The sequence below is a fragment of the Serratia sp. BFP-2025 genome, assembly GCF_050880365.1.
In the GTDB taxonomy this organism is placed as follows: domain Bacteria; phylum Pseudomonadota; class Gammaproteobacteria; order Enterobacterales; family Enterobacteriaceae; genus Serratia; species Serratia surfactantfaciens.
The window spans coordinates 77,008-96,121 of sequence record NZ_JBPAFV010000006.1 but is presented as its reverse complement, the minus strand read 5'-3'; the positions used below and the strand labels follow the sequence as shown (position 1 = coordinate 96,121).

Genomic DNA, 19,114 nt, shown 5'->3' with positions numbered 1-19,114 from the left:
GCAGTCTAATTAACGACGACCTTCAGCAATCGCGGTAACCGCTTGAATCTCTGCGGCTTCCTGCTCTTGCTGCTCCTGGCGCTCACGCACGTCGAGGATCTGGCTGGTGATCAGGCCTTCTTCGATTTCGCGCAGGGCGATAACGGTGTACTTGTCGTTCTCTTCCGGAACCAGTGCATCTTTGCCGCCGGTCTGGATCTGACGCGCCCGACGAGCAGCGACCAACACCAGGTCAAAACGGTTACCAATTTTCTCTACAGCGTCTTGAACAGTTACGCGTGCCATATTTGTGCTACTCCACAGGTGACGAAAAGACTGGGCATGATACTGAAACTGCCTTCAGTCTGCCAATAGTTTGCTGATTAAAGCGTCATGCCGCAGCAACTGGCGGCCCAAACGCAGGCGTTCGGCGCGAATGATGGTCTTCAGATCGGACAGCGCCAGATCGAAATCATCGTTCACGATCAGGTAATCGTACTCCGCGTAATGCGTCATTTCCGCCACGGCCTGAGCCATGCGCTTGGCGATCACCTCTTCGGAATCCTGCCCGCGCCCGCGCAGGCGGCGGCCCAGTTCTTCCTTCGACGGCGGCAGAATGAAGATGCTGCGCGCCTGCGGCATTTTGGCGCGGATTTGCTGCGCGCCCTGCCAGTCGATATCCAGAAACACGTCTACGCCGGTCGCCAACACTTGTTCGATGGCGGCGCGCGAGGTGCCGTAATAGTTGCCGAACACTTCGGCGTGCTCAAGAAACGCGTCCTGCTCGATCATCCGGCGGAATTCGTCTTTCGAGACGAAGAAATAGTGCTCGCCGTGATTTTCACCCGGGCGGCTGTCGCGCGTGGTGTGCGAAACCGAAACCTGCGTGTCGTACAGCGGTTGCGTCTTTAACAAAGCCTGAATCAGACTTGATTTACCTGCGCCACTGGGAGCAGAGACAATATAAAGCGTGCCTTGAGCCATGATGATGTTCGTTGATAACGGTTGATATGCCAATAACAGCGGATGTGTATTTTCTCCGCACAGTATACACGGCTAACGCGCCGGGTGCAGCGTTAGCTCGCATTTTGCCCGCGGCTTTGCGCGGAAAAAGCGGTGAATGCGCGAATTTGCGCGTTGAAGGGCGACATTTCTGCAGTTTTGGCCTCGGCGGCGGCGCGTTGCCGCCCCGACATCAATGATCCGGATGCTGGTAGTTGAACACAGGCAGGCCGAGGCGGAAGCGCAGGGCGATCAGGCGCGCGCTCAGACCGGCGACCAGCGTGATGATCACCACCAGATTGTGCGGCAGGCTGAGGTGCTGCAGGCCGATATACAGCCAGGCGGCGCTGAAGGAGATGCCGGCGTAGATCTCCTTCTGGAACACCAGCGGGATACGGTTGCAGAACATGTCGCGCAGCACCCCGCCGAAGACGCCGGTGATCACCGCGGCGATGGCGGCGATAATCGCGCTGTGCCCCATATCCAGCGCCACCTGCGCGCCGATGATGGAGAAGACGATCAGGCCGACGGCGTCGAGCACCAGGAACAGGCGGCGCAGATGGCGCATCAGGGGGGCCACCCAGGTGGTGACGATCGCCGCTATCGCGACGATGACGATGTATTCCGGGTGTTTGACCCAGCCCAACGGAAAATGCCCGAGCAGCATATCGCGCACCGACCCGCCGCCGATCGCCGTGACCGAGGCGATGATGATCACGCCGAACATGTCCATTTGGCGGCGGCCGGCCGCCAGCGCGCCGGTCATGGCTTCGGCGGTGATGCCGATGATATAAAGGATGCTCAGTAACATAAGGGGTTCACAGCGTACTTGCGTCAGAATGATGGACGGCAGGGTAATCGCCGCCGAGGGTGCGCGCTACTGAGTTTTTTTCACCGATGGCGTTTCGGATTAATTTAGCTAATCCAAACTGCGTTTTTATTGCCGATAACCAGCCTTTTTTAACATCTTGCTGCTGATAAAAGCATTAGAAATTTCGCGCTGGTTTCCATCGCTGACTATGCTTTTTGCAGCTAATCCTTCAACTGAGAAACCGAGACTGCAGATGAAAAATTCCCCGAAACTGGCCGCCTGCGCCGTGGTGGCTGCCGCCCTGCTGTTGAGCGGCTGCGTGGCGCCAGGTCACCAGACAACGTCCCCCGCCCCGGTTTGCCGCACCGGCGATCCGCTGGTGCAGACAACGCTCTATTTTGGCCTGAATCGTCCGGCGGGGCCGGCGATCACCGCCGCCGAGTGGCAAACCTTCGTCGACAGCCAGGTGACGCCGCGCTTTAAAGACGGGCTGACGGTGTTTGACGCCAAAGGGCAGTGGCTGGGCCACGACGGCAAACTGGCGCGCGAGAACAGCAAGGCGCTGCTGCTGATCCATGCGCCGGGCAAAGAGAGCGAGACGAATATCGAGGCGCTGCGCAGCGGCTATAAGCAGCAGTTTGCGCAGGATTCTGTGATGCGGGTGGATGCGCCGGTGTGCGTGGCGTTTTAAAGCGAACTCCCGGCCTTATGGCCGGGAGTGGAGATTACAGCACCAGGCCGGCGATGGCCGCCGACAGCAGGCTCACCAGCGTCGAGCCATAAACCAGCTTCAGGCCAAAGCGGGAAACCACGTTGCCTTGCTGCTCGTTCAGCCCCTTGATGGCGCCGGCGACGATGCCGATGGAGGCGAAGTTGGCGAATGACACCAGGAACACCGACAGAATGCCCAGCCCGCGCGGCGACAGCTCCGCCGCGATCTTCTTCAGCTCAATCATCGCCACGAATTCGTTGGCCACCAGTTTGGTTGCCATGATGCTGCCCGCCTTCAAGGCCTCTTCCGCCGGGATGCCGATCAGCCAGGCCAGCGGATAGAACACGTAGCCGAGGATCTGCTGGAAGCTGATGCCGAGCACCGCCGAGAACAGCGCATTGACGGCGGAGATCAGTGCGATAAAGCCGATCAGCATCGCCGCGATGATCATCGCAATTTTGAAGCCGGCCAGAATGTACTCGCCCAACATTTCGAAGAAGCTCTGATCTTCGTGCAGCTTGTTCAGCTTCAGCTCCGGCTCGTCTTCGACCTGATACGGGTTGATGATCGACAGGATGATGAAGGTGCTGAACATATTAAGGATCAACGCCGCCACCACGTACTGCGCGTCGATCATCGACATGTAGGCGCCGACGATGGAGAGCGATACCGTCGACATGGCGGTGGCGGCCATGGTGTACATGCGGCGCGGCGAGATATCGCCGATGATGCCTTTATAGGCGATAAAGTTTTCCGACTGCCCCAGCACCAGCGTGCTGACGGCGTTGAACGACTCCAGCTTGCCCATGCCGTTGACCTTGGACAGCAGGGTGCCCACCAGGCGGATGATCAGCGGCAGGATGCGGAAATGCTGCAAAATGCCGATCAGGGCGGAAATAAAGATGATAGGGCATAAAACGCCGAGGAAGATGAACGCCAGGCCATCCTTGCTCATGCCGCCGAACACGAACTCCGATCCTTGTGCCGCGTAGGCGAGCAGGGTGTCGAAGAAGCCGGCGACGTGTTTGATCACGCTGAGCCCGCTGGCGGAGTGCAGGAAGAAATAGGCCAGCGCGCCTTCGATCACCAGTAGCTGGATGATATAGCGCAGGCGGATTTTCTTGCGATTATTGCTAACCAGCAGCGCCAGGGCGATGATCACCACCAGAGCCATAATAAATTGCAGAATTTGTGGCATAAACGGTCCGTACGGTTCACGGGCAGGAAAAAAACACATTTAGCCACAGCATCGCCGTCCTTTCATTACCTTGCGTGATAATTAGAACAAAATACTTATGGCATGCGGGATATCTTGCCGAATGTCATCCACACGCGCTGCTCGGCAGTTTTTCATAAGCCCCCTGTGAACAGCCTACTGGCCCGCAACCTGATGCAACCTTCGCCCCACGCGTGCAGACGCCTGGAATCTGGCTCGCAATGGGGGATTTTTCCCGGCGCAAAACGTGGTTTTCTCGGCTAAGACGGAGAAACATGCTTGAGCAGGGCGCCGCGACCGGCGCGCATTTTCTCAAGTCAGGAGGTGAACGATGAATACCGGCATGTTGCTCAGGGCGCTGGCCAACGGCGTTAATCCCGACACCGGCGAGCTGTTGAAACCGGCTTCAGCGGCCTGTGCGCCGGAGGCTATCCGCCTGCTGTTCGCGTTGGCCAACGAGTTCGACGGTGAATCCGCACTGCAGAAAAAAGCCCGGCTGACGCCGGAAGAGAAGCGGCAGAAAAATCTCATTGAGGGTCGGCCGGCCAATGCCTATTTCCCCTGGTCGGAAGAGGAAAAACTGCGGCTGCGCGAGAGCCATGCGGCCGGGGCGACGCTGGAAGCGTTGAGCGATGAGTTTGAGCGCTCAACCTGGAGCATTGCGGTGCAGCTGCAGAAAATGGGGTTGATCGGTGAGGAGCAGGCGGCCGCCTATCGCTGATCTGCAGCCATAAAAAAGCCCGCTGGCGCGGGCTTGATGGCGTGCGGAGCGGGATCACTCGATGTTCTGGATCTGTTTATGGAATATAAATAAAAGGTATTAGAAATTAGCTTGTTAGTAGAATTTTGTCTGTGGTTGAGGCGGTTTACTACCCGATGTACTACCCGTTTGGGTTAGGAGATTTATAAGTTTGTAGAGTCGTTATCTGGCTTTATAGGTTAAGGAATGTAACTGGTTGTCTCGCTCCAATTCGCTTTGATAGTCGGCTCAGTTTACCAACTTGATATAATTTCAATGTGAATTTAAATCTAAAAAGCCTCAACTTTTGTTGAGGCTTTTTTTTTCTAAAGACTTGTTAAAAAAGTACTTATCCCTTTTAATCTCTTACAGGACGGAACCAGCCTAGATATAGATAAATCATGATGATCATATTGTCTTTTAACAACGCTTGCCAACGGTGTTTTTTTCTCGGCATCGATTGCAACCGCGCTGTCAATGCGACTATTTATATATTTTTTAATTTTAATAAGCCACTCAGCGACAAAATAATAAACATACTTCCCTCTAGTCAACTGATCTTCATCTAATTCAACGATTGCTCGATAGAAATATTTTTCATCTTCAGTCATTACATCTAGCCTTGCAGTAATCTGTGGGATCTCACTTATTTTAAAATCAACAATATCTTTTGAAATAGATGAAAATAAATCATTATTTGTCGGAAATTCAATGCCAAGGCCTAAAGTTCTCGCCATGTACAATTGAATTGAAATATTTTTCATACCCGTATAGAAACTATTTCTAGCCTGTCTGTAAAAAACAAGAAGTTGTTCGATGAGAGCTTTATTAGATTCGTCAAGCTTGAATTCAGATATCAAGAAATGTTTAATAATCCTTTCGTCTGACAATGGATTTTCAATTGCATAAAACGGTAGTGTAAATATATTTTTGTTTCTATAACAAAATAATGAGTAGTCTTGATCAACAAAAAAACAAGTTGCATTTAGACTATCACTATTTTCAGATAGAAGTTCTTCATATAAGGCAATAGACTGGTCTTTCCCTGATCCGTTAATATGAGTAAACTCTTTATCAAATGAGTGCAGATCCATAGCATGATAATAATAGTCATAATCATCATCGCCTTCGAATACAAATAACAACTTTCCTGGGGTCTTATTTTTAATAATTTTCAACCTTAAAACACAAGGTTTTTTCATGGATTCCATCATCATTTGAAAACGACTTCCATTCATTTTAAATCATTCCCTAAAGATTTGGTAACTTTTAAGCTTTTAACCTGCGTTTTTAACTCATTATTAAAAACAAATGGAGAATGTGTTATTGCTAGCATCTGAATTACAGATGAACTATTCACAATATCAACAAGAACGTGCTCTTGCCATTCAATAGATAATGAAAGCTCTGGCTCATCTATAAGAACAATTTTTTTTCTTGTATCATCAAGATAGATGTGTGCCATAAGAGATATTATTTGCTTTTCACCTGATGATAAGTCTTCTAAGCCAATAGGATTATTAGTGTGCAGATCTTTTACTATAACTTGTAAAGATTCAACATCGTAAACCAAAAACTTTGAATCATCGGAAAGCTGAAGATATTTGTTGCACATAGCAACAAATATCTCTATCTTCTCCTCCATTTCTTTTGTGGAGTCAATGACAGGTTTTAGTTTTGATAAAAAATAGGTCAAATTTCTATTAGAATTTAATAGATCCTTATCTTTCATAATTCGCTTTACTTCTTCAATTATCTTTTCATTACCTTTTTTATCTTTATCTACCACCCTGCCTAGAAAACGAGAGAGTTCATCACTAGCTGGCAACTTTAATCGTGATGGTTGTGCGTCAATTCTACCAGTCATCATATCTTCAATGATAGTTGCACTCAGTGTTCGATAACCAAGACTAGATCTACGCTCAATAGATTCACTAATATCTTTTAACTCAGATTCTACATCATACAACCCAAACTCTATATTAGATCCATTGGCTGCTCGAGTGTGGCGAACCTTAACCATTTCTCCATCTCTGATAGCATAGCTATCTTCCACTTCAATATTAAACTTATCTCTTAATGTAGCTTTTTCAATCCTTCTATATGTTGGAAGATAAATAATATCAAAACCACGCATTCTGACCTTTATTTCTTCAAGTATCAGACTTGGTTGGTTTGTTTTAATATCACCTTCAGAAACTGCACCATCAAAAAGATCAATTTGCTGAGAGTGATAATGATTTAAAGATCTCCGTAACATATTAAGAACACTATCCATTTCAGCATTACCTAATGGTGACTTCCTATAAGCCAGCTTATACCATTCTTTGCCCCTCAACTCCCGCGTAGGTCTGGCCTTCAAATCATGCAACATATCTTCGATTTGTGCTGGCTTCAGAGTTGAGAGTAAATTAACGCATTGACTTGGCAATGTATACTTTGACAGGAAATCAGAATAGCTTAATTCGGAAATATTTATTTTATAGTTTTTATTTTTAAATTCAATTTCTATGGACTCACATTTTAACTTCCTTAATTCATCCGCATCACCTATTAACACAGCATTCAATGTATTTATTAATGTTGTTTTGCCTGCTCCATTTTCAGCGATAATGATTGTACTTTTCTCATTAAAAACTAACTCAACGTCTTTATAGCCATAAAGTTTATTTATTTTAAATTTTTTAAGTTCCATCCAGATATTTCCTCTAAGTATCCTGATATAGGCTTGGCTTGGTGAAGTTCAGATGAGTTCAATCAACATAACAAATTTGCATTAGAGCATCAATCATAATGAGTTTTATGACTGTAATATTGATCCTCTAATGCATAGAGGTGTAGACCTAGTGCCGTATGTAGCCATTAGCCAGTGCTGGTAACTTAGACGTCCACCTGTACAAACAGACATCTAAGTATGGAATCCCAATCCTGGGGAAAAGAACCCCGTAAAAATTATTCGAATATGCTGGTCCAGCGTGATTAGCCATCCGGCTAGAGAAAACGCTCGTCAGCCCATGTTTGGCTGTGACGATTTCGACACAATGCGTCAGGCGGCAGTGGAAGGACTGGGGATCGCATTCCTGCCAGACTGGGTGGCGGGAGATGACATTAACAGTGGCGGCCTGATACAACTCTTCCCGGAATGCGCTTTGTTGCCGCATATTTCCACAGGAATATATGCGTTGTGTGCATTACTTCATCCTCCTGCCAGGTTCACTGTCTTTCTCGACGCATTGCGTGAACTAATCGGACACCCCGCAAAATGGTCACTACTTCGCTGTCAGCCCCTGGCGTAAGCAACATTGCCATTTTCACAATATACGGACGTCCGCTTTCGCTCATAGCCGACAGTAGACTGGTCACTGTCAGAAGCGGGCATTACTAACACTACGATGTGTTAAACACTGGGGAGCAGGTCATCTTGATAAGATGGTTTTGTAAATTTATTCGTAAGCGCTAAGTTTAACTGGATGATTATTCGGTAATTTACAATTTTTTATCTTACCGGGTGTGGACTCCCTCGCTCCCTAACGGATTTCTATGGAATGGAAATCCGTTAGGGAGCCAACAAGCGCAGCGCGTTAGCCGCTTGATATACGGATTTTGGCGCAGTAGATTGTCAGTGTTACACCGCTGCTGCACGCAGCACCCCACGTTGCCACGACCTTCAAGGCAACGCGCAGGCCCAGCCTGTGTGGTCAACTCCCAACCCGCCCCGCTACCGGTTTGCGGGTGATCGCTGCGGCGATGGTAGCTAACTTATCCCAACGCCTTAGGGCTGCATCCTGTTTGTTCTGCCTTTCGCATACGCACTGATGCGTACAACAACCTTTTATAGCTGGCGCAACCATCTGCGGCCTTTTGCTGCCTCAGAGAATGCATCCATGAGGCAGCGGCGTCACTTCATACGGCGGAAAGCCGTTGCAAGTGACGCCGCGAACGATCTCTGCGCCAGCCCTTACGCCACAGCACTTTCCGGCGCGACCTGTCATCTGACGCACATTTTCTGCGTCAATTCTTATCAACTCACTTATCAGAGGAGGACTGAACCGATATCTGAGGCAGGCTTTCAGCCTGAGGGGATTACCCTGCTGATGCAGGCGGCTGCACCGAGTGCATAACCGATATCTCCGTCATACCTCAACCGCTGCCGCTCCGGCGCGCAGGTATTGTTCAGCGCGGCACGGTAAATCCGTGTCGTAAATCGCCGTGCGCCGGAGAACAGAGGTTATTGAGAATGAGGGGGGTAGCATATGTCACGATTAAGCCGGGAGATGCAAACGCTGGCCCGGCAGGTCGGCAGCAGCCATACCCGGTTTCAGCAACCGGGAAGCCAGCTCGCTGGTATCGATGGATTTAGGGCATGGAGACGGGCGCGGGCGGTATGTGCAGCAGGTCTACGGCAGAACGGCGTAGGCCCTTTCCCCTGGCTGGCTCATCAGTTCACGTTATTCAGGCAACCCCGCCAGCCAGGGGAAAAGATCAGATTCGCGCAGAGGTGGGGAATTAAGTGTTATCAATGTGGTACTGGTGGGGGAACCCGGCCCAAAAAAACCGGGTTCCCCCACTATCCACGTATATAGCGGAGTCAGGTGGGGAGAATGACCAAAAACCGCATGCTGACGGGGTTGAACGCCAGATCGTCGTTTTCTGGTGGGGGAAAACATGATCCGTCTGCAAGTCGGGTGAAAATGGGGGAAGTCAGGCGGATTTTTTTCTGATCTGCTTGTGGCGTTCAATCAGGTTGCCTTTTTCATCGAAGTAGCGGCTCGGCCAGATCTCCGACGGATGAATACCTAATGCCTCCGCGATCAGAAATTCGCCTTTCGGCCACGGGCGGGTAAGCACGTTCGCCAGCGTTGAAGAGCTTAATCCTGCCTGCCGGGATACCGCAGCCATCGTTATCTTTTTCTTGTGTAACGAGGCAATTATGTCTGCCGGATGCATATCAATTTTGTTAGTCATGCTCCCTCCTTGCTCGTAGAGACAGAATAATTTTTCAACATCAATACTAAGTAATACTTAGTACATTTTCAACAGGCAGACATGAAAATCACCGCTGGTTATCCAGTCGGTCGGGATTCTCATGCTGCCATATCGTTTGAAGGAAGCCAGATTAAAAGCCGGTTTATCGCAGCAGCAGCTTGGTGTGCTCGCCGGTATCGATGAGGCGACGGCCAGCGCACGGATGAATCAATATGAGCGCGGCGTGCATACTCCTGATTTTGAACTGGTGTGCAGGTTAGCCGCTGTGTTGAATACCCCTGCCAGTTATTTTTACACCGTTGAAGATGATTTAGCGGAAATAATCCTTACTTACGCCCGCCAGAAAAATACCGACGCTTTTTAAATCTCCCTCTTTCTGGATTTAAGCAATAAAAACGCGTAGTTGAGAAAGCATTACTAAGTAATGCTTAGTATATTTTCAATAGGTTAGCGTGAAAACTACGGCTTACATATCGTGTAAGTCGGGATCCTCATGCTGCCACATCGTTTAAAAGAAGCAAGACTAAGAGCGGGCCTGTCGCAACAGCGGCTTGGGGTTCTGGCAGGTATTGATGAAGCCACGGCCAGCGCGCGGATGAACCAATATGAGCGCGGTGTGCATACGCCTGATTTTGATCTTGCCTGCCGACTGGCGGCGGTGCTTGATGTTCCTGCCTGCTATTTTTATACCGTCGAAGACGATCTTGCCGAAATCATTCTTAATTATCACCCTACGAAAAAATAGCGCTTGTCTACGTTATTGCTCTGTTCGTTCGAAACGCTGTGCAGCTCGTTGTTCTCAATAATCGGCTTAACGAGGTCTGCCAGTTTACAATGCGCTTCCCGCCGCTCCTCAAAGTAATCATACCGATCGTAAATGCCTTCAACGCCTTTCAGCTTATGATTAAGGCACCGTTCGGCGACATAGCCCGGAACGCCTAAGGCGGACAGCAGGCTGCGGCAGGTGCGGCGCAGGTCGTGTACGGTGAACGGTTCAAGTTCACCCATGCGGTTGGGCGGTTGAATTTTTCTTCCCGGTTCGCGGCCGAAAAGTTTGGCGATCGCCCGGTTGAGGGTATCGCTGCCCATATGCGGCGAACCGCTGGCCCGGCGGTTGGGGAATACATACGCTGAACCGCAGGCGCGGATCTTCAATTCCCGCAGCCATTCCTGTGTCAGCGAGGGCAGGGGAATGACGATAGCGACGCCCGATTTGCTCCTTGTCGCAGGCAGTTCCCACGTTGCGTCTTCGAGGGAAAATTCATCCCATTGGGCTTCGGTCAGTTCGCTTTTGCGTACGCCAAGCACGATCAGTAATGCGCAAGCCAGATAGTTATCGCGAGTGAAGCTGTCGCTCTGGTTGCGGAATACCTGAAAAACCTGCGTCAACTCTTCCAGACTCAACGCCCGATCGCGGCTTTTTTCAATGCCGCCCGCATCATCCACCTTGAACGCCGCCGCCGGGTTATGGACGAGAAGCCCAAGTTTTATGCCGTGATTAAACAGTTGTTTCAGGTACATCAGCGCATCGTTGGCGGTGTAGGGCCTGCCGCTGGCGGTGATTTGCTGGATGATGGCGCGTATGTCCAGCGGTGTGACCTTGCCTAACGCCAGCTCGCCAATGTGTGGCGCGATCTCTCTGGCGAAGATCCGCTGTGGGATATGCGGGTGCTTAAGGCGTCGCACCAAATCCTGTTTCCAGTCGTTAAACAGATCGTTGACGGTATGGATTCTGGCGGGGCGATTGCGTTTACGTTCGGCGATGGGATCGTCGCCTTTCCTGACCTTCCTGCGGGCGTCTTCGGCCTGAGAGCGGGCTTCCGCCAGCGACAGATCGGACGGCTTGCCCAGCGTGAGCGAACGGCGTTTGGCGTTCAGGGTATAGCGCAGCATCCAGTAAGGTTCACCGCGCTGCGGCACCATCAGGTATAGCCCCTGACCGTCGTTGTATCGTCCGGGACGGCTTGCTTTCAGGATGGACTGTATGGTTTTAACGGTCAGATTTCCCATGCCCTGCCTCCCTAAGGTATTCCGCCAGCGCCCGTCAGTCGTGGCCTGCGCGAAAAAGTGGGTAGTACATAGGTTATAAAACGAACATTTTGGCTTGTAAAGTAATTGTACTACCCAATGTACTACCCACTCGGCAGTGGATTTCGGTGGATTCGGGTAGTATCCGGTAGACGTTGATGGCAACAAAAACGCCCTGAAAACAGGGCGTTGTGGCTGTCGGTGGAACAGAGTGGACGTTATTCGATATTTTGGATCTGCTCGCGCATCTGCTCGATCAGCACCTTCAGCTCGATGGCGGAGGCGGTGACGTCGGCATTGATCGACTTGGAGGCCAGGGTGTTCGATTCGCGGTTGAACTCCTGCATCATAAAGTCGAGGCGGCGGCCGACGGCTTCTTTCTTCTTCAGGATGTTGTGCGTCTCTTTTACGTGTGCTTCCAGGCGGTCCAGCTCTTCGGCGACGTCGATGCGCTGCGCCATAAGCACCAGCTCTTGCTCCAGGCGAGTGTTTTCCAGCTGCACCTGCGCCTCTTCCAGCTTGCTGACCAGGCGCTCGCGCTGCCATTGCAGGATGTTCGGCATCTGGGCGCGCACTTTGACCACTTCGGCGCTGACGCCGTCGAGGCGCTGTTCGATCAGCGTTTTCAGCGCGGCGCCTTCGCTTTCGCGTGCGACGATAAAGTCATCCAGCGCGCCGTCCAGCGCCTGCATCAGCTCGGCGCTGATGGCGTCCAGATCCTGCTCCTGCGCGGACATCACACCCGGCCAGCGCAGCACGTCGATCGGGTTGATTTCCCCTTCGTCGCTCTGCATTTTCACCCAGTTGGCGGCTTCGACCAGCTGTTTGGCCAGCTTTTCGTTCAGGATCAGCGAGCTTTGCGCGCTTGGGTCCAGTTCGAAACGCAGGTTGCATTCGACTTTGCCGCGGGTCAGGCGGCCACGGATACGTTCACGGATCACCGGCTCCAGGCTGCGGAATTGTTCCGGCAGGCGGATGTAGGTTTCTAAGTAGCGCTGGTTAACGGAACGCAGCTCCCAGGCTGCGCTGCCCCATTCACCCTTGATTTCACGCCGGGCGTAGGCGGTCATGCTGCGGATCATTGATGCGTACCCGTAATAGGAAAAGATGGGGCGATTATAGCGTCGCGGCTGCGGGCAGGATAGGCATTACGTCACGAAGCCCGTATAATGCGCAGCCAATAGTTGATTTGAAGCCGGAGAGAGCCCATGCGTCCTGCAGGCAGAGCACCACAGCAAGTTCGCCCACTGACACTGACCCGTCACTATACCAAACACGCTGAAGGTTCAGTGCTGGTTGAGTTTGGCGATACCAAAGTCTTGTGCACCGCCACGGTAGAAGAGGGCGTTCCGCGCTTCCTGAAAGGCCAGGGGCAAGGTTGGATCACCGCCGAGTACGGTATGCTGCCGCGCTCCACCCACAGCCGCAATGCCCGTGAAGCCGCCAAAGGCAAGCAGGGCGGCCGCACGCTGGAAATCCAGCGTCTGATCGCCCGCTCGCTGCGCGCTGCGGTGGATCTGAAAAAGCTCGGTGAATTCACCATCACCCTCGACTGCGACGTACTGCAGGCCGACGGCGGTACCCGCACCGCCTCCATCTCCGGCGCCTGCGTGGCGCTGGCCGACGCGCTGAACACGCTGGTGGCCAACGGCAAGCTGAAAGCCAACCCGATGAAGGGCATGGTGGCGGCGGTTTCCGTCGGCATCGTCAATGGCGAAGCGCTGTGCGATCTGGAGTATGTGGAAGATTCCGCCGCGGAAACCGACATGAACGTGGTGATGATGGAAGACGGCCGCATGATTGAAGTGCAAGGCACCGCCGAAGGCGAGCCGTTCAGCCACGATGAGCTGTTGGCGCTATTGGCGCTGGCCCGAGGGGGCATCGAAACCATCTTCCAGGCGCAGAAAGCGGCGCTGGCGAACTGATTTTTTAAGGCGACTGAGAAGTCGCCTTTTTTATGCCCGACGATCGGGCGGCAGTAATGACAAGACCCAAACAGATTCAGACGAGGAGAAGCAGTAATGAAAGCCTATCAGCGCCAGTTTATCGAGTTCGCGCTTAACAAGCAGGTATTGAAGTTCGGCGAGTTCACCCTGAAATCCGGCCGCACTAGCCCGTATTTCTTCAACGCCGGCCTGTTTAATACCGGGCGCGATCTTGCGCTGTTGGGGCGCTTCTACGCCGAAGCCCTGATGGATTCCGGCATCGATTTCGACCTGCTGTTTGGCCCGGCCTATAAAGGCATTCCTATCGCCACCACCACGGCGGTGGCGCTGGCGGAACACCATGAGCGCGACGTGCCTTACTGCTTTAACCGCAAGGAAGCCAAAACCCATGGCGAAGGTGGTTCGCTGGTGGGCAGTCCGCTGCAGGGGCGCGTGATGCTGGTGGACGATGTGATCACCGCCGGCACCGCGATCCGCGAGTCGATGGAAATCATCGGCGCCAGCGGCGCTTCGCTGGCGGGGGTGCTGATCTCCCTCGACCGTCAGGAACGCGGCCGCGCGGATATCTCCGCCATTCAGGAAGTGGAACGCGACTATCACTGCAAGGTGATTTCGATCGTGACGCTGAAAGACCTGATTGCCTACCTGGAAGAGAAACCGGAGATGGCGGACCACCTGGCGGCGGTGCGCACTTACCGCGAGCAGTACGGCGTCTAAATAACAACGCCGGGCATGCCCGGCGTTTTCGTTATTGCAGCTGTGCCGCTAATAGCGGCCAGCGGGCGTCGAATTCCTGCGTGGGGCGATAGCGGAATTCCGAACGCACATAGCGCGACAACATGCCTTCGCAGAAGGCCAGCAGCTGGCTGGCCAGCAGCGTTTCATCGACGATAAAGCCTTTGCCTTCGCGCAATTTGCGCTCTTTCAGCACCTGGCGCAGCTGCGCCTCGATGCGCTCGAACAGCTGATTGATGCGGCCCTGCAGGCGATCCTGTTCAAACATCAGCGCGTGGCCGGTCATGATGCGCGTCAGCCCTGGGTTGCGTTCCGCAAAGCCCAGAATCAGCAGCAAAATCAGGCGCAGACGATTAAACGTCTCTTTCTCGTCCTGCAAGATCAGGTTGATGCGGGTGATCAGGCTGTCTTCAATAAACTCGATCAGACTGTCGAACATCCGTGTCTTGCTGGGGAAATGCCGGTACAGCGCAGCTTCAGAAACACCCACGTTCGCGGCGAGCTTGGCGGTGGTGATGCGTTGGCTGCCGTCGCTGGACTCCAGCATCTGGGCTAACGCCTGCAATATTTCCTCGCGCCGATTCCTTTTCGTCTTTTCTTTTTCTGCCATGTCTGATTAGACCCTTGCTAAAACTTAACTGACGGAAACCCGCGCACCGGCCGCTGCAGAGCAGGCTCTGTGCGGCTTATGTGATAGCTTTTTTACGATGCTGGGGTCAGCGGCCTTAACGGCCTTTTTCCGCGCTGCCTGGTGTGCGCTGCAATTGTCGCGGTAAAACCTTGCCGCAGAGACATCCTTCTCCCCGGAAAGGCAAGGTTCAGGCGACGTTTCCCTGCCGGCCATCGTACATTGGGTAGCGCTTAGTGGCGCCCCGAGTGGCCGAAGCCGCCTTCGCCGCGTTCGCTGCTGTCGAACTCTTCCACCAGGTTGAATTCGGCCTGCACTACCGGCACGAAGACCATCTGCGCGATGCGTTCGCCCGGCTCGATGGTGAAGTGCTTCTGGCCGCGGTTCCACACGGACACCATCAGCTGGCCCTGGTAATCGGAGTCGATCAGACCGACCAGGTTGCCTAGCACGACGCCGTGCTTATGGCCCAGGCCCGAGCGCGGCAGGATCACCGCCGCCAGGCTAGCGTCGGCGATGTGGATCGCGAGGCCGGTAGGCAGCAGCGTGGTTTCACCCGGCGCCAGCTCCACCGCGCTGTCCAGGCAGGCGCGCAGGTCGAGACCGGCAGAGCCCGGAGTAGCGTAGGTCGGTAGCGGGAAATCCTGACCGATACGTGGGTCGAGGATCTTAACGTCGATTTTTTTCATCATAACGGCTGACTATCTCGTCTATTAAACGTTGGCCAAGGAGTGCCTTGTCGCTCAGCGCCAGGCGTTTCTCTCCATCCTGCCAAAAAAGGTGCAGGGCATTGGTGTCGCTGTTGAACCCGTGCTCTGCAAGCGATACATCGTTAGCGCAAATTAAATCCAGCTTCTTACGCGCCAGTTTTTGCCGCGCGTATTCTTCCACATTCTGGGTTTCGGCGGCAAACCCCACGACAAAGGGGCGATTTTTGGTCATCGCCGCCACGCCGGCGACGATATCGGGGTTTTTTACCATCTTGAGGACGATTTCATCACCCTGTTTTTTTATTTTTTCATCGGCGATCCGCTCGGGGCGATAGTCGGCCACGGCGGCGCAGGAGATGAAAATCTGCTGCTGCGCGGCGCGTTGCTGCACCGCCTGCTCCATCTCCAGTGCGCTGGTAACGTCGACTCGGGTGACTGATGGCGGCGTCGGCAAATTGACCGGCCCGGCGATCAGCGTTACCTGCGCGCCGCGAGCGGCGGCGGCGCGGGCAATGGCGAACCCCATTTTGCCTGAGCTGTGATTGCTGATGAAACGCACCGGATCCAGCGCTTCACGCGTCGGGCCGGCGGTGATCATAACCTGCAAATGTTGCAGATCCTGCGTGACAGAGAAATGGCCGTTCGCCAGTTCGACGATGTTCAGCGGATCCAGCATGCGGCCCGGGCCGACGTCGCCGCAGGCCTGGCTGCCGCTGTCCGGCCCCCAGAGCAGCATGCCGCGTGCCTGCAGCGTTTGCAGGTTGGCCTGCGTGGCGGCGGCGCGATACATCTGCTGGTTCATGGCGGGCGCGGCGGCGATAGGTGCGTCGGTCGCCAGGCAGACGGTGGTCAGCAGATCGTTGGCCATGCCGGCGGCGACGCGCGCCAGCAGATCGGCGGTCGCCGGCGCCAGAATCACCAGGTCCGCCCATTTGCCGAGTTCGATGTGGCCCATGGCGGCTTCGGCGGCGGGATCCAACAGATCGTCGGACACCGGATAGCCGGAAACGGCCTGCAGCGTCAGCGGCGTAATGAACGCCTTGGCGGCGTGGGTCATCACCACGCGCACTTCTGCGCCTCTGTCGCGCAGGCGGCGCACCAGCTCTGGGCATTTGTAGGCGGCGATGCCGCCGCTGATGCCAAGCACAATATGTTTGCCGGAAAGTCCCGTCATCATCATTGTCCGATTGAAAGCCGAAAGATGCGCCATTTTAGCATATCCGCCGTTCAGGTGAGCGATTCCGCAATGGCTGCAAGGCGTTACATTGTGCTTTGCGAAACACTTCGCAATGTTATCAAACACCTGTCGAACGCGCCGGGTGGCACATGGCATGCTGTAGCCCTTTCAGGGAGGAACACGATGAGCAACCCGATTGTGGCGTGCTGGCCGGGCGCGTTGGCACCGCGTGAAAAGCTGCTGATGCAAGGGGCGGCGTCGCTGTCCGACGCAGAGCTGTTGGCCATTTTCTTGCGCACCGGATTGCCCGGCGTGCATGTGATGCAGTTGGCGGAACAACTGCTGCGCCGATTCGGCTCGCTTTATCACCTGATGTCGGCCGATCATCAGGCTTTTTGTAGCCAAAAAGGCCTGGGCGACGCCAGCTATACCCAACTGCAGGCGATTGCCGAACTGGCGCTGCGCTTCTTTTCCAGCCACTTGTCTCAGGAAAATGCCATGCTCAACCCGCGCGTCACCCAGCATTACCTGCAAAGTCTGCTGGCGCATCGCGAGCGAGAGGTCTTTTTGGTATTGTTTTTAGACAATCAGCACCGGGTTATTCGCCATCAGGAGATGTTTGCTGGTACCATCAGCAGCGTCGTCGTCTACCCGAGAGAAATTGTGCGTGAAGCGCTGAAGGCTAATGCAGCCGCGCTGATTCTCGCGCATAATCACCCCTCGGGTAAGGCTGAACCCAGTCATGCCGACCGTTTGATAACCGAGCAAGTGGTGAAAGCCTGTCAGTTATTGGAGATCCGAGTGCTTGATCATTTGGTGATCGGTCGGGGTGAATGCGTCTCTTTTGCCGAGCGCGGATGGCTTTAAGCGATTTTTTCGCGATCCTTGTGGGATCTTTAGCTGTTCGGGACTTGAGCACTTACGCTTCAGAGCGTATACTACGCCACCTTTGAGAATCTTGGGTTTGGCGCAAGAGCCTATCTCAGCAGGTTTCTGACCTGATGTGTGGTTTCTACCTGATGACGAGAGTCTCCTCAGTATGAAGTTTGCTGAGATGGGCTCTAAAAGCCTGACGAGGCGGCCATACCCTATACGAAGCTCGAGCTGATTTGATTTTTGGAGAATAGACATGTCCCGAGTCTGCCAAGTTACTGGCAAGCGCCCGGTGAGCGGTAACAACCGTTCCCACGCAATGAACGCGACCAAACGCCGTTTTCTGCCTAACCTGCACTCACACCGTTTTTGGGTTGAGGCTGAGAAGCGCTTTGTAACTCTGCGTGTATCTGCTAAAGGTATGCGTGTTATCGATAAGAAGGGTATTGAGACGGTTCTGGCCGATCTGCGTGCCCGTGGTGAGAAGTATTAAGGAACTGAATCATGGCTAAAGGTGTTCGCGAGAAGATCAAGCTGGTTTCTTCTGCTGGTACTGGTCACTTCTATACCACCACGAAGAACAAGCGTACTAAGCCGGAAAAATTGGAACTGAAGAAATTCGATCCAGTTGTCCGTCAGCACGTAGTATACAAAGAAGCTAAAATTAAATAATTTTAGTGGATTAATGAAAAACCCGGCCTTGGCCGGGTTTTTTGTTTTATAAAGGGTAGAAAACGTCGGAGGGGAAGCCTGATGCCTGAATTACCGGAAGTTGAGACGAGCAGACGCGGTATAGAGCCTTATCTTGTCGGCCACAGCATTCAGTATGCGGTGGTGCGCAACGCGCGCCTGCGCTGGCCGGTTTCCGAGCAGATCCTGACGCTGAGCGATCAGCCGGTGCTCAGCGTGCAGCGTCGGGCCAAATACCTGCTGATCGAACTGCAGCGCGGTTGGATTATCGTGCATCTGGGCATGTCGGGCAGCCTGCGCATGCTGCGCGAGGAAAACGAAGACGAAGCAGGTAAACATGACCACGTTGATCTGGTGATCAATAACGGCATGATCCTGCGCTATACCGATCCGCGCCGTTTCGGCGCCTGGCTGTGGTGCGAAGATTTGGCGACCAGCAGCGTGTTGGCTCACCTGGGGCCGGAACCGCTGAGCGAAGCGTTCAACGGCGACTACCTGTATGAAAAATCACGCAATAAGCGCACGTTGATCAAACCGTGGCTGATGGATAACAAGCTGGTGGTCGGGGTCGGTAACATTTACGCCAGCGAATCGCTTTTCAGCGCCGGGATCCTGCCCGATCGTCCGGCGGGATCCTTGAGCAAAGCCGAAGCGGCATTGTTGGCGCAGACCATCAAGGCGGTGTTGCAACGTTCCATCGAGCAGGGCGGCACGACATTGCGCGACTTTTTGCAGTCGGACGGCAAACCGGGGTATTTCGCGCAGGAGTTGCAGGTTTACGGGCGGGCGGGAGAACCGTGCCGCGCATGCGGCACGCCGATTGAATCCGCCAAACATGGGCAGCGCAGCACCTTCTTTTGCCGCCGCTGCCAGCGCTGAGCA

At 53.5% G+C, this 19,114-nt stretch carries 23 protein-coding genes and 1 pseudogene; 12 read left to right on the top strand and 12 right to left on the bottom strand.

Annotation, left to right across the window (positions count from 1 at the left end):
* Positions 1 to 9 precede the first annotated feature (9 nt).
* From rpoZ to ACRAWE_RS23530, 3 genes are all read right to left on the bottom strand, one after another.
* Positions 10 to 285: a DNA-directed RNA polymerase subunit omega gene (gene rpoZ, locus ACRAWE_RS23540; protein ID WP_004931221.1), complete on the bottom strand. Its 276-nt coding sequence runs from the start codon at positions 283 to 285 to the stop codon at positions 10 to 12.
* A 54-nt stretch (positions 286 to 339) separates the two neighbouring features.
* Positions 340 to 963: a guanylate kinase gene (gene gmk, locus ACRAWE_RS23535; protein WP_004931218.1), complete on the bottom strand. Its 624-nt coding sequence runs from the start codon at positions 961 to 963 to the stop codon at positions 340 to 342.
* A 211-nt stretch (positions 964 to 1,174) separates the two neighbouring features.
* The gene (locus ACRAWE_RS23530) at positions 1,175 to 1,792 is read right to left on the bottom strand and encodes a trimeric intracellular cation channel family protein (RefSeq protein ID WP_019452191.1); all 618 of its coding nucleotides are present in this window, start codon (positions 1,790 to 1,792) and stop codon (positions 1,175 to 1,177) included.
* A 253-nt stretch (positions 1,793 to 2,045) separates the two neighbouring features.
* On the opposite strand from ACRAWE_RS23530, the gene ACRAWE_RS23525 reads away from it, so the two are divergent.
* Positions 2,046 to 2,483: a DUF3574 domain-containing protein gene (locus tag ACRAWE_RS23525; protein WP_063918310.1), complete on the top strand. Its 438-nt coding sequence runs from the start codon at positions 2,046 to 2,048 to the stop codon at positions 2,481 to 2,483.
* A gap of 34 nt (positions 2,484 to 2,517) precedes the next feature.
* Here the strand turns inward: ACRAWE_RS23525 and ACRAWE_RS23520 are convergent, their stop codons facing one another.
* Positions 2,518 to 3,702 carry a NupC/NupG family nucleoside CNT transporter gene (locus ACRAWE_RS23520; RefSeq protein ID WP_004931212.1) on the bottom strand — a complete coding sequence of 395 codons (1,185 nt, stop codon included), beginning with the start codon at positions 3,700 to 3,702 and terminating at the stop codon, positions 2,518 to 2,520.
* 349 nt (positions 3,703 to 4,051) lie between these two features.
* Between ACRAWE_RS23520 and ACRAWE_RS23515 the strand changes: the two genes are divergently transcribed.
* On the top strand, positions 4,052 to 4,441 hold the full coding sequence (locus tag ACRAWE_RS23515) for a hypothetical protein (RefSeq protein ID WP_019452194.1): 390 nt from the start codon (positions 4,052 to 4,054) through the stop codon (positions 4,439 to 4,441).
* Between the two features lie 344 nt (positions 4,442 to 4,785).
* On the opposite strand, the gene ACRAWE_RS23510 is transcribed toward ACRAWE_RS23515, so the two are convergent.
* Together ACRAWE_RS23510 and ACRAWE_RS23505 are read right to left on the bottom strand one after the other, a co-directional pair.
* Positions 4,786 to 5,697 (bottom strand): DUF4435 domain-containing protein, encoded by a 912-nt coding sequence (locus ACRAWE_RS23510; protein WP_432525958.1) that lies wholly within the window; start codon positions 5,695 to 5,697, stop codon positions 4,786 to 4,788.
* Positions 5,694 to 7,154 carry an AAA family ATPase gene (locus ACRAWE_RS23505; protein WP_432525957.1) on the bottom strand — a complete coding sequence of 487 codons (1,461 nt, stop codon included), beginning with the start codon at positions 7,152 to 7,154 and terminating at the stop codon, positions 5,694 to 5,696. The genes ACRAWE_RS23510 and ACRAWE_RS23505 overlap by 4 nt, the downstream gene beginning before the upstream one ends.
* Before the next feature lie 319 nt (positions 7,155 to 7,473).
* Between ACRAWE_RS23505 and ACRAWE_RS23500 the strand changes: the two genes are divergently transcribed.
* Together ACRAWE_RS23500 and ACRAWE_RS23495 are read left to right on the top strand one after the other, a co-directional pair.
* Positions 7,474 to 7,755 carry a LysR substrate-binding domain-containing protein gene (locus ACRAWE_RS23500; RefSeq protein WP_432525964.1) on the top strand — a complete coding sequence of 94 codons (282 nt, stop codon included), beginning with the start codon at positions 7,474 to 7,476 and terminating at the stop codon, positions 7,753 to 7,755.
* Positions 7,756 to 8,773: 1,018 nt separating this feature from the next.
* Positions 8,774 to 8,875, top strand: a pseudogene (locus ACRAWE_RS23495) (integrase domain-containing protein); the annotation flags it as partial.
* Between the two features lie 285 nt (positions 8,876 to 9,160).
* Here ACRAWE_RS23495 and ACRAWE_RS23490 read toward each other — a convergent pair.
* A complete protein-coding gene (locus ACRAWE_RS23490; protein WP_136164737.1) occupies positions 9,161 to 9,424 on the bottom strand; it encodes a helix-turn-helix domain-containing protein in 264 nt (87 codons plus the stop codon).
* Between the two features lie 121 nt (positions 9,425 to 9,545).
* Here ACRAWE_RS23490 and ACRAWE_RS23485 point away from each other — a divergent pair, with 121 nt between their 5' ends.
* Complete coding sequence (locus tag ACRAWE_RS23485; protein WP_095835285.1) at positions 9,546 to 9,809, top strand: helix-turn-helix domain-containing protein; 264 nt, start codon at positions 9,546 to 9,548, stop codon at positions 9,807 to 9,809.
* Positions 9,810 to 9,938: 129 nt separating this feature from the next.
* A complete protein-coding gene (locus ACRAWE_RS23480; protein WP_034918379.1) occupies positions 9,939 to 10,190 on the top strand; it encodes a helix-turn-helix transcriptional regulator in 252 nt (83 codons plus the stop codon).
* Here ACRAWE_RS23480 and ACRAWE_RS23475 read toward each other — a convergent pair.
* Together ACRAWE_RS23475 and ACRAWE_RS23470 are read right to left on the bottom strand one after the other, a co-directional pair.
* Positions 10,172 to 11,638, bottom strand: coding sequence for a tyrosine-type recombinase/integrase (locus ACRAWE_RS23475; RefSeq protein WP_432525956.1), 1,467 nt, complete (start codon positions 11,636 to 11,638; stop codon positions 10,172 to 10,174). The genes ACRAWE_RS23480 and ACRAWE_RS23475 overlap by 19 nt on opposite strands.
* Before the next feature lie 53 nt (positions 11,639 to 11,691).
* The gene (locus tag ACRAWE_RS23470; protein WP_015379441.1) at positions 11,692 to 12,555 is read right to left on the bottom strand and encodes a YicC/YloC family endoribonuclease; all 864 of its coding nucleotides are present in this window, start codon (positions 12,553 to 12,555) and stop codon (positions 11,692 to 11,694) included.
* A gap of 126 nt (positions 12,556 to 12,681) precedes the next feature.
* On the opposite strand from ACRAWE_RS23470, the gene rph reads away from it, so the two are divergent.
* Entirely contained in the window at positions 12,682 to 13,398 is a 717-nt protein-coding gene (gene rph, locus ACRAWE_RS23465; RefSeq protein WP_063918311.1) for a ribonuclease PH, read from the top strand.
* 96 nt (positions 13,399 to 13,494) lie between these two features.
* Positions 13,495 to 14,136 carry an orotate phosphoribosyltransferase gene (gene pyrE / locus ACRAWE_RS23460; protein WP_063918312.1) on the top strand — a complete coding sequence of 214 codons (642 nt, stop codon included), beginning with the start codon at positions 13,495 to 13,497 and terminating at the stop codon, positions 14,134 to 14,136.
* A gap of 31 nt (positions 14,137 to 14,167) precedes the next feature.
* On the opposite strand, the gene slmA is transcribed toward pyrE, so the two are convergent.
* The 3 genes from slmA to coaBC all read right to left on the bottom strand — a co-directional run bounded on the left by slmA (position 14,168) and on the right by coaBC (position 16,669).
* Positions 14,168 to 14,764: a nucleoid occlusion factor SlmA gene (gene slmA / locus ACRAWE_RS23455; protein ID WP_004931203.1), complete on the bottom strand. Its 597-nt coding sequence runs from the start codon at positions 14,762 to 14,764 to the stop codon at positions 14,168 to 14,170.
* 251 nt (positions 14,765 to 15,015) lie between these two features.
* Positions 15,016 to 15,474 (bottom strand): dUTP diphosphatase, encoded by a 459-nt coding sequence (gene dut / locus ACRAWE_RS23450; RefSeq protein WP_015379440.1) that lies wholly within the window; start codon positions 15,472 to 15,474, stop codon positions 15,016 to 15,018.
* Positions 15,452 to 16,669, bottom strand: coding sequence for a bifunctional phosphopantothenoylcysteine decarboxylase/phosphopantothenate--cysteine ligase CoaBC (gene coaBC / locus ACRAWE_RS23445; RefSeq protein WP_033645633.1), 1,218 nt, complete (start codon positions 16,667 to 16,669; stop codon positions 15,452 to 15,454). Before coaBC ends, dut begins: the two co-directional genes overlap by 23 nt.
* Before the next feature lie 183 nt (positions 16,670 to 16,852).
* Between coaBC and radC the strand changes: the two genes are divergently transcribed.
* The 4 genes from radC to mutM all read left to right on the top strand — a co-directional run bounded on the left by radC (position 16,853) and on the right by mutM (position 19,111).
* Positions 16,853 to 17,536, top strand: a complete 684-nt coding sequence (gene radC / locus ACRAWE_RS23440) for a RadC family protein (protein WP_004931197.1) — start codon at positions 16,853 to 16,855, stop codon at positions 17,534 to 17,536.
* A 262-nt stretch (positions 17,537 to 17,798) separates the two neighbouring features.
* Positions 17,799 to 18,035 (top strand): 50S ribosomal protein L28, encoded by a 237-nt coding sequence (gene rpmB / locus ACRAWE_RS23435; RefSeq protein ID WP_004931195.1) that lies wholly within the window; start codon positions 17,799 to 17,801, stop codon positions 18,033 to 18,035.
* 11 nt (positions 18,036 to 18,046) lie between these two features.
* Complete coding sequence (gene rpmG, locus ACRAWE_RS23430; protein WP_002442576.1) at positions 18,047 to 18,214, top strand: 50S ribosomal protein L33; 168 nt, start codon at positions 18,047 to 18,049, stop codon at positions 18,212 to 18,214.
* Between the two features lie 81 nt (positions 18,215 to 18,295).
* Positions 18,296 to 19,111: a bifunctional DNA-formamidopyrimidine glycosylase/DNA-(apurinic or apyrimidinic site) lyase gene (mutM, locus tag ACRAWE_RS23425; RefSeq protein WP_025160307.1), complete on the top strand. Its 816-nt coding sequence runs from the start codon at positions 18,296 to 18,298 to the stop codon at positions 19,109 to 19,111.
* Positions 19,112 to 19,114 lie beyond the last annotated feature (3 nt).

Excerpts from the sequence above, each read along its gene's own strand:
- rpoZ (WP_004931221.1), bottom strand. The coding sequence starts at position 285 with ATGGCACGCGTAACTGTTCAAGACGCTGTAGAGAAAATTGGTAACCGT.
- gmk (WP_004931218.1), bottom strand. The coding sequence starts at position 963 with ATGGCTCAAGGCACGCTTTATATTGTCTCTGCTCCCAGTGGCGCAGGT.
- ACRAWE_RS23530 (WP_019452191.1), bottom strand. The coding sequence starts at position 1,792 with ATGTTACTGAGCATCCTTTATATCATCGGCATCACCGCCGAAGCCATG.
- ACRAWE_RS23525 (WP_063918310.1), top strand. The coding sequence starts at position 2,046 with ATGAAAAATTCCCCGAAACTGGCCGCCTGCGCCGTGGTGGCTGCCGCC.
- ACRAWE_RS23520 (WP_004931212.1), bottom strand. The coding sequence starts at position 3,702 with ATGCCACAAATTCTGCAATTTATTATGGCTCTGGTGGTGATCATCGCC.
- ACRAWE_RS23515 (WP_019452194.1), top strand. The coding sequence starts at position 4,052 with ATGAATACCGGCATGTTGCTCAGGGCGCTGGCCAACGGCGTTAATCCC.
- ACRAWE_RS23510 (WP_432525958.1), bottom strand. The coding sequence starts at position 5,697 with ATGAATGGAAGTCGTTTTCAAATGATGATGGAATCCATGAAAAAACCT.
- ACRAWE_RS23505 (WP_432525957.1), bottom strand. The coding sequence starts at position 7,154 with ATGGAACTTAAAAAATTTAAAATAAATAAACTTTATGGCTATAAAGAC.
- ACRAWE_RS23500 (WP_432525964.1), top strand. The coding sequence starts at position 7,474 with ATGTTTGGCTGTGACGATTTCGACACAATGCGTCAGGCGGCAGTGGAA.
- ACRAWE_RS23490 (WP_136164737.1), bottom strand. The coding sequence starts at position 9,424 with ATGACTAACAAAATTGATATGCATCCGGCAGACATAATTGCCTCGTTA.
- ACRAWE_RS23485 (WP_095835285.1), top strand. The coding sequence starts at position 9,546 with ATGCTGCCATATCGTTTGAAGGAAGCCAGATTAAAAGCCGGTTTATCG.
- ACRAWE_RS23480 (WP_034918379.1), top strand. The coding sequence starts at position 9,939 with ATGCTGCCACATCGTTTAAAAGAAGCAAGACTAAGAGCGGGCCTGTCG.
- ACRAWE_RS23470 (WP_015379441.1), bottom strand. The coding sequence starts at position 12,555 with ATGATCCGCAGCATGACCGCCTACGCCCGGCGTGAAATCAAGGGTGAA.
- rph (WP_063918311.1), top strand. The coding sequence starts at position 12,682 with ATGCGTCCTGCAGGCAGAGCACCACAGCAAGTTCGCCCACTGACACTG.
- pyrE (WP_063918312.1), top strand. The coding sequence starts at position 13,495 with ATGAAAGCCTATCAGCGCCAGTTTATCGAGTTCGCGCTTAACAAGCAG.
- slmA (WP_004931203.1), bottom strand. The coding sequence starts at position 14,764 with ATGGCAGAAAAAGAAAAGACGAAAAGGAATCGGCGCGAGGAAATATTG.
- dut (WP_015379440.1), bottom strand. The coding sequence starts at position 15,474 with ATGATGAAAAAAATCGACGTTAAGATCCTCGACCCACGTATCGGTCAG.
- coaBC (WP_033645633.1), bottom strand. The coding sequence starts at position 16,669 with ATGATGACGGGACTTTCCGGCAAACATATTGTGCTTGGCATCAGCGGC.
- radC (WP_004931197.1), top strand. The coding sequence starts at position 16,853 with ATGAGCAACCCGATTGTGGCGTGCTGGCCGGGCGCGTTGGCACCGCGT.
- rpmB (WP_004931195.1), top strand. The coding sequence starts at position 17,799 with ATGTCCCGAGTCTGCCAAGTTACTGGCAAGCGCCCGGTGAGCGGTAAC.
- rpmG (WP_002442576.1), top strand. The coding sequence starts at position 18,047 with ATGGCTAAAGGTGTTCGCGAGAAGATCAAGCTGGTTTCTTCTGCTGGT.
- mutM (WP_025160307.1), top strand. The coding sequence starts at position 18,296 with ATGCCTGAATTACCGGAAGTTGAGACGAGCAGACGCGGTATAGAGCCT.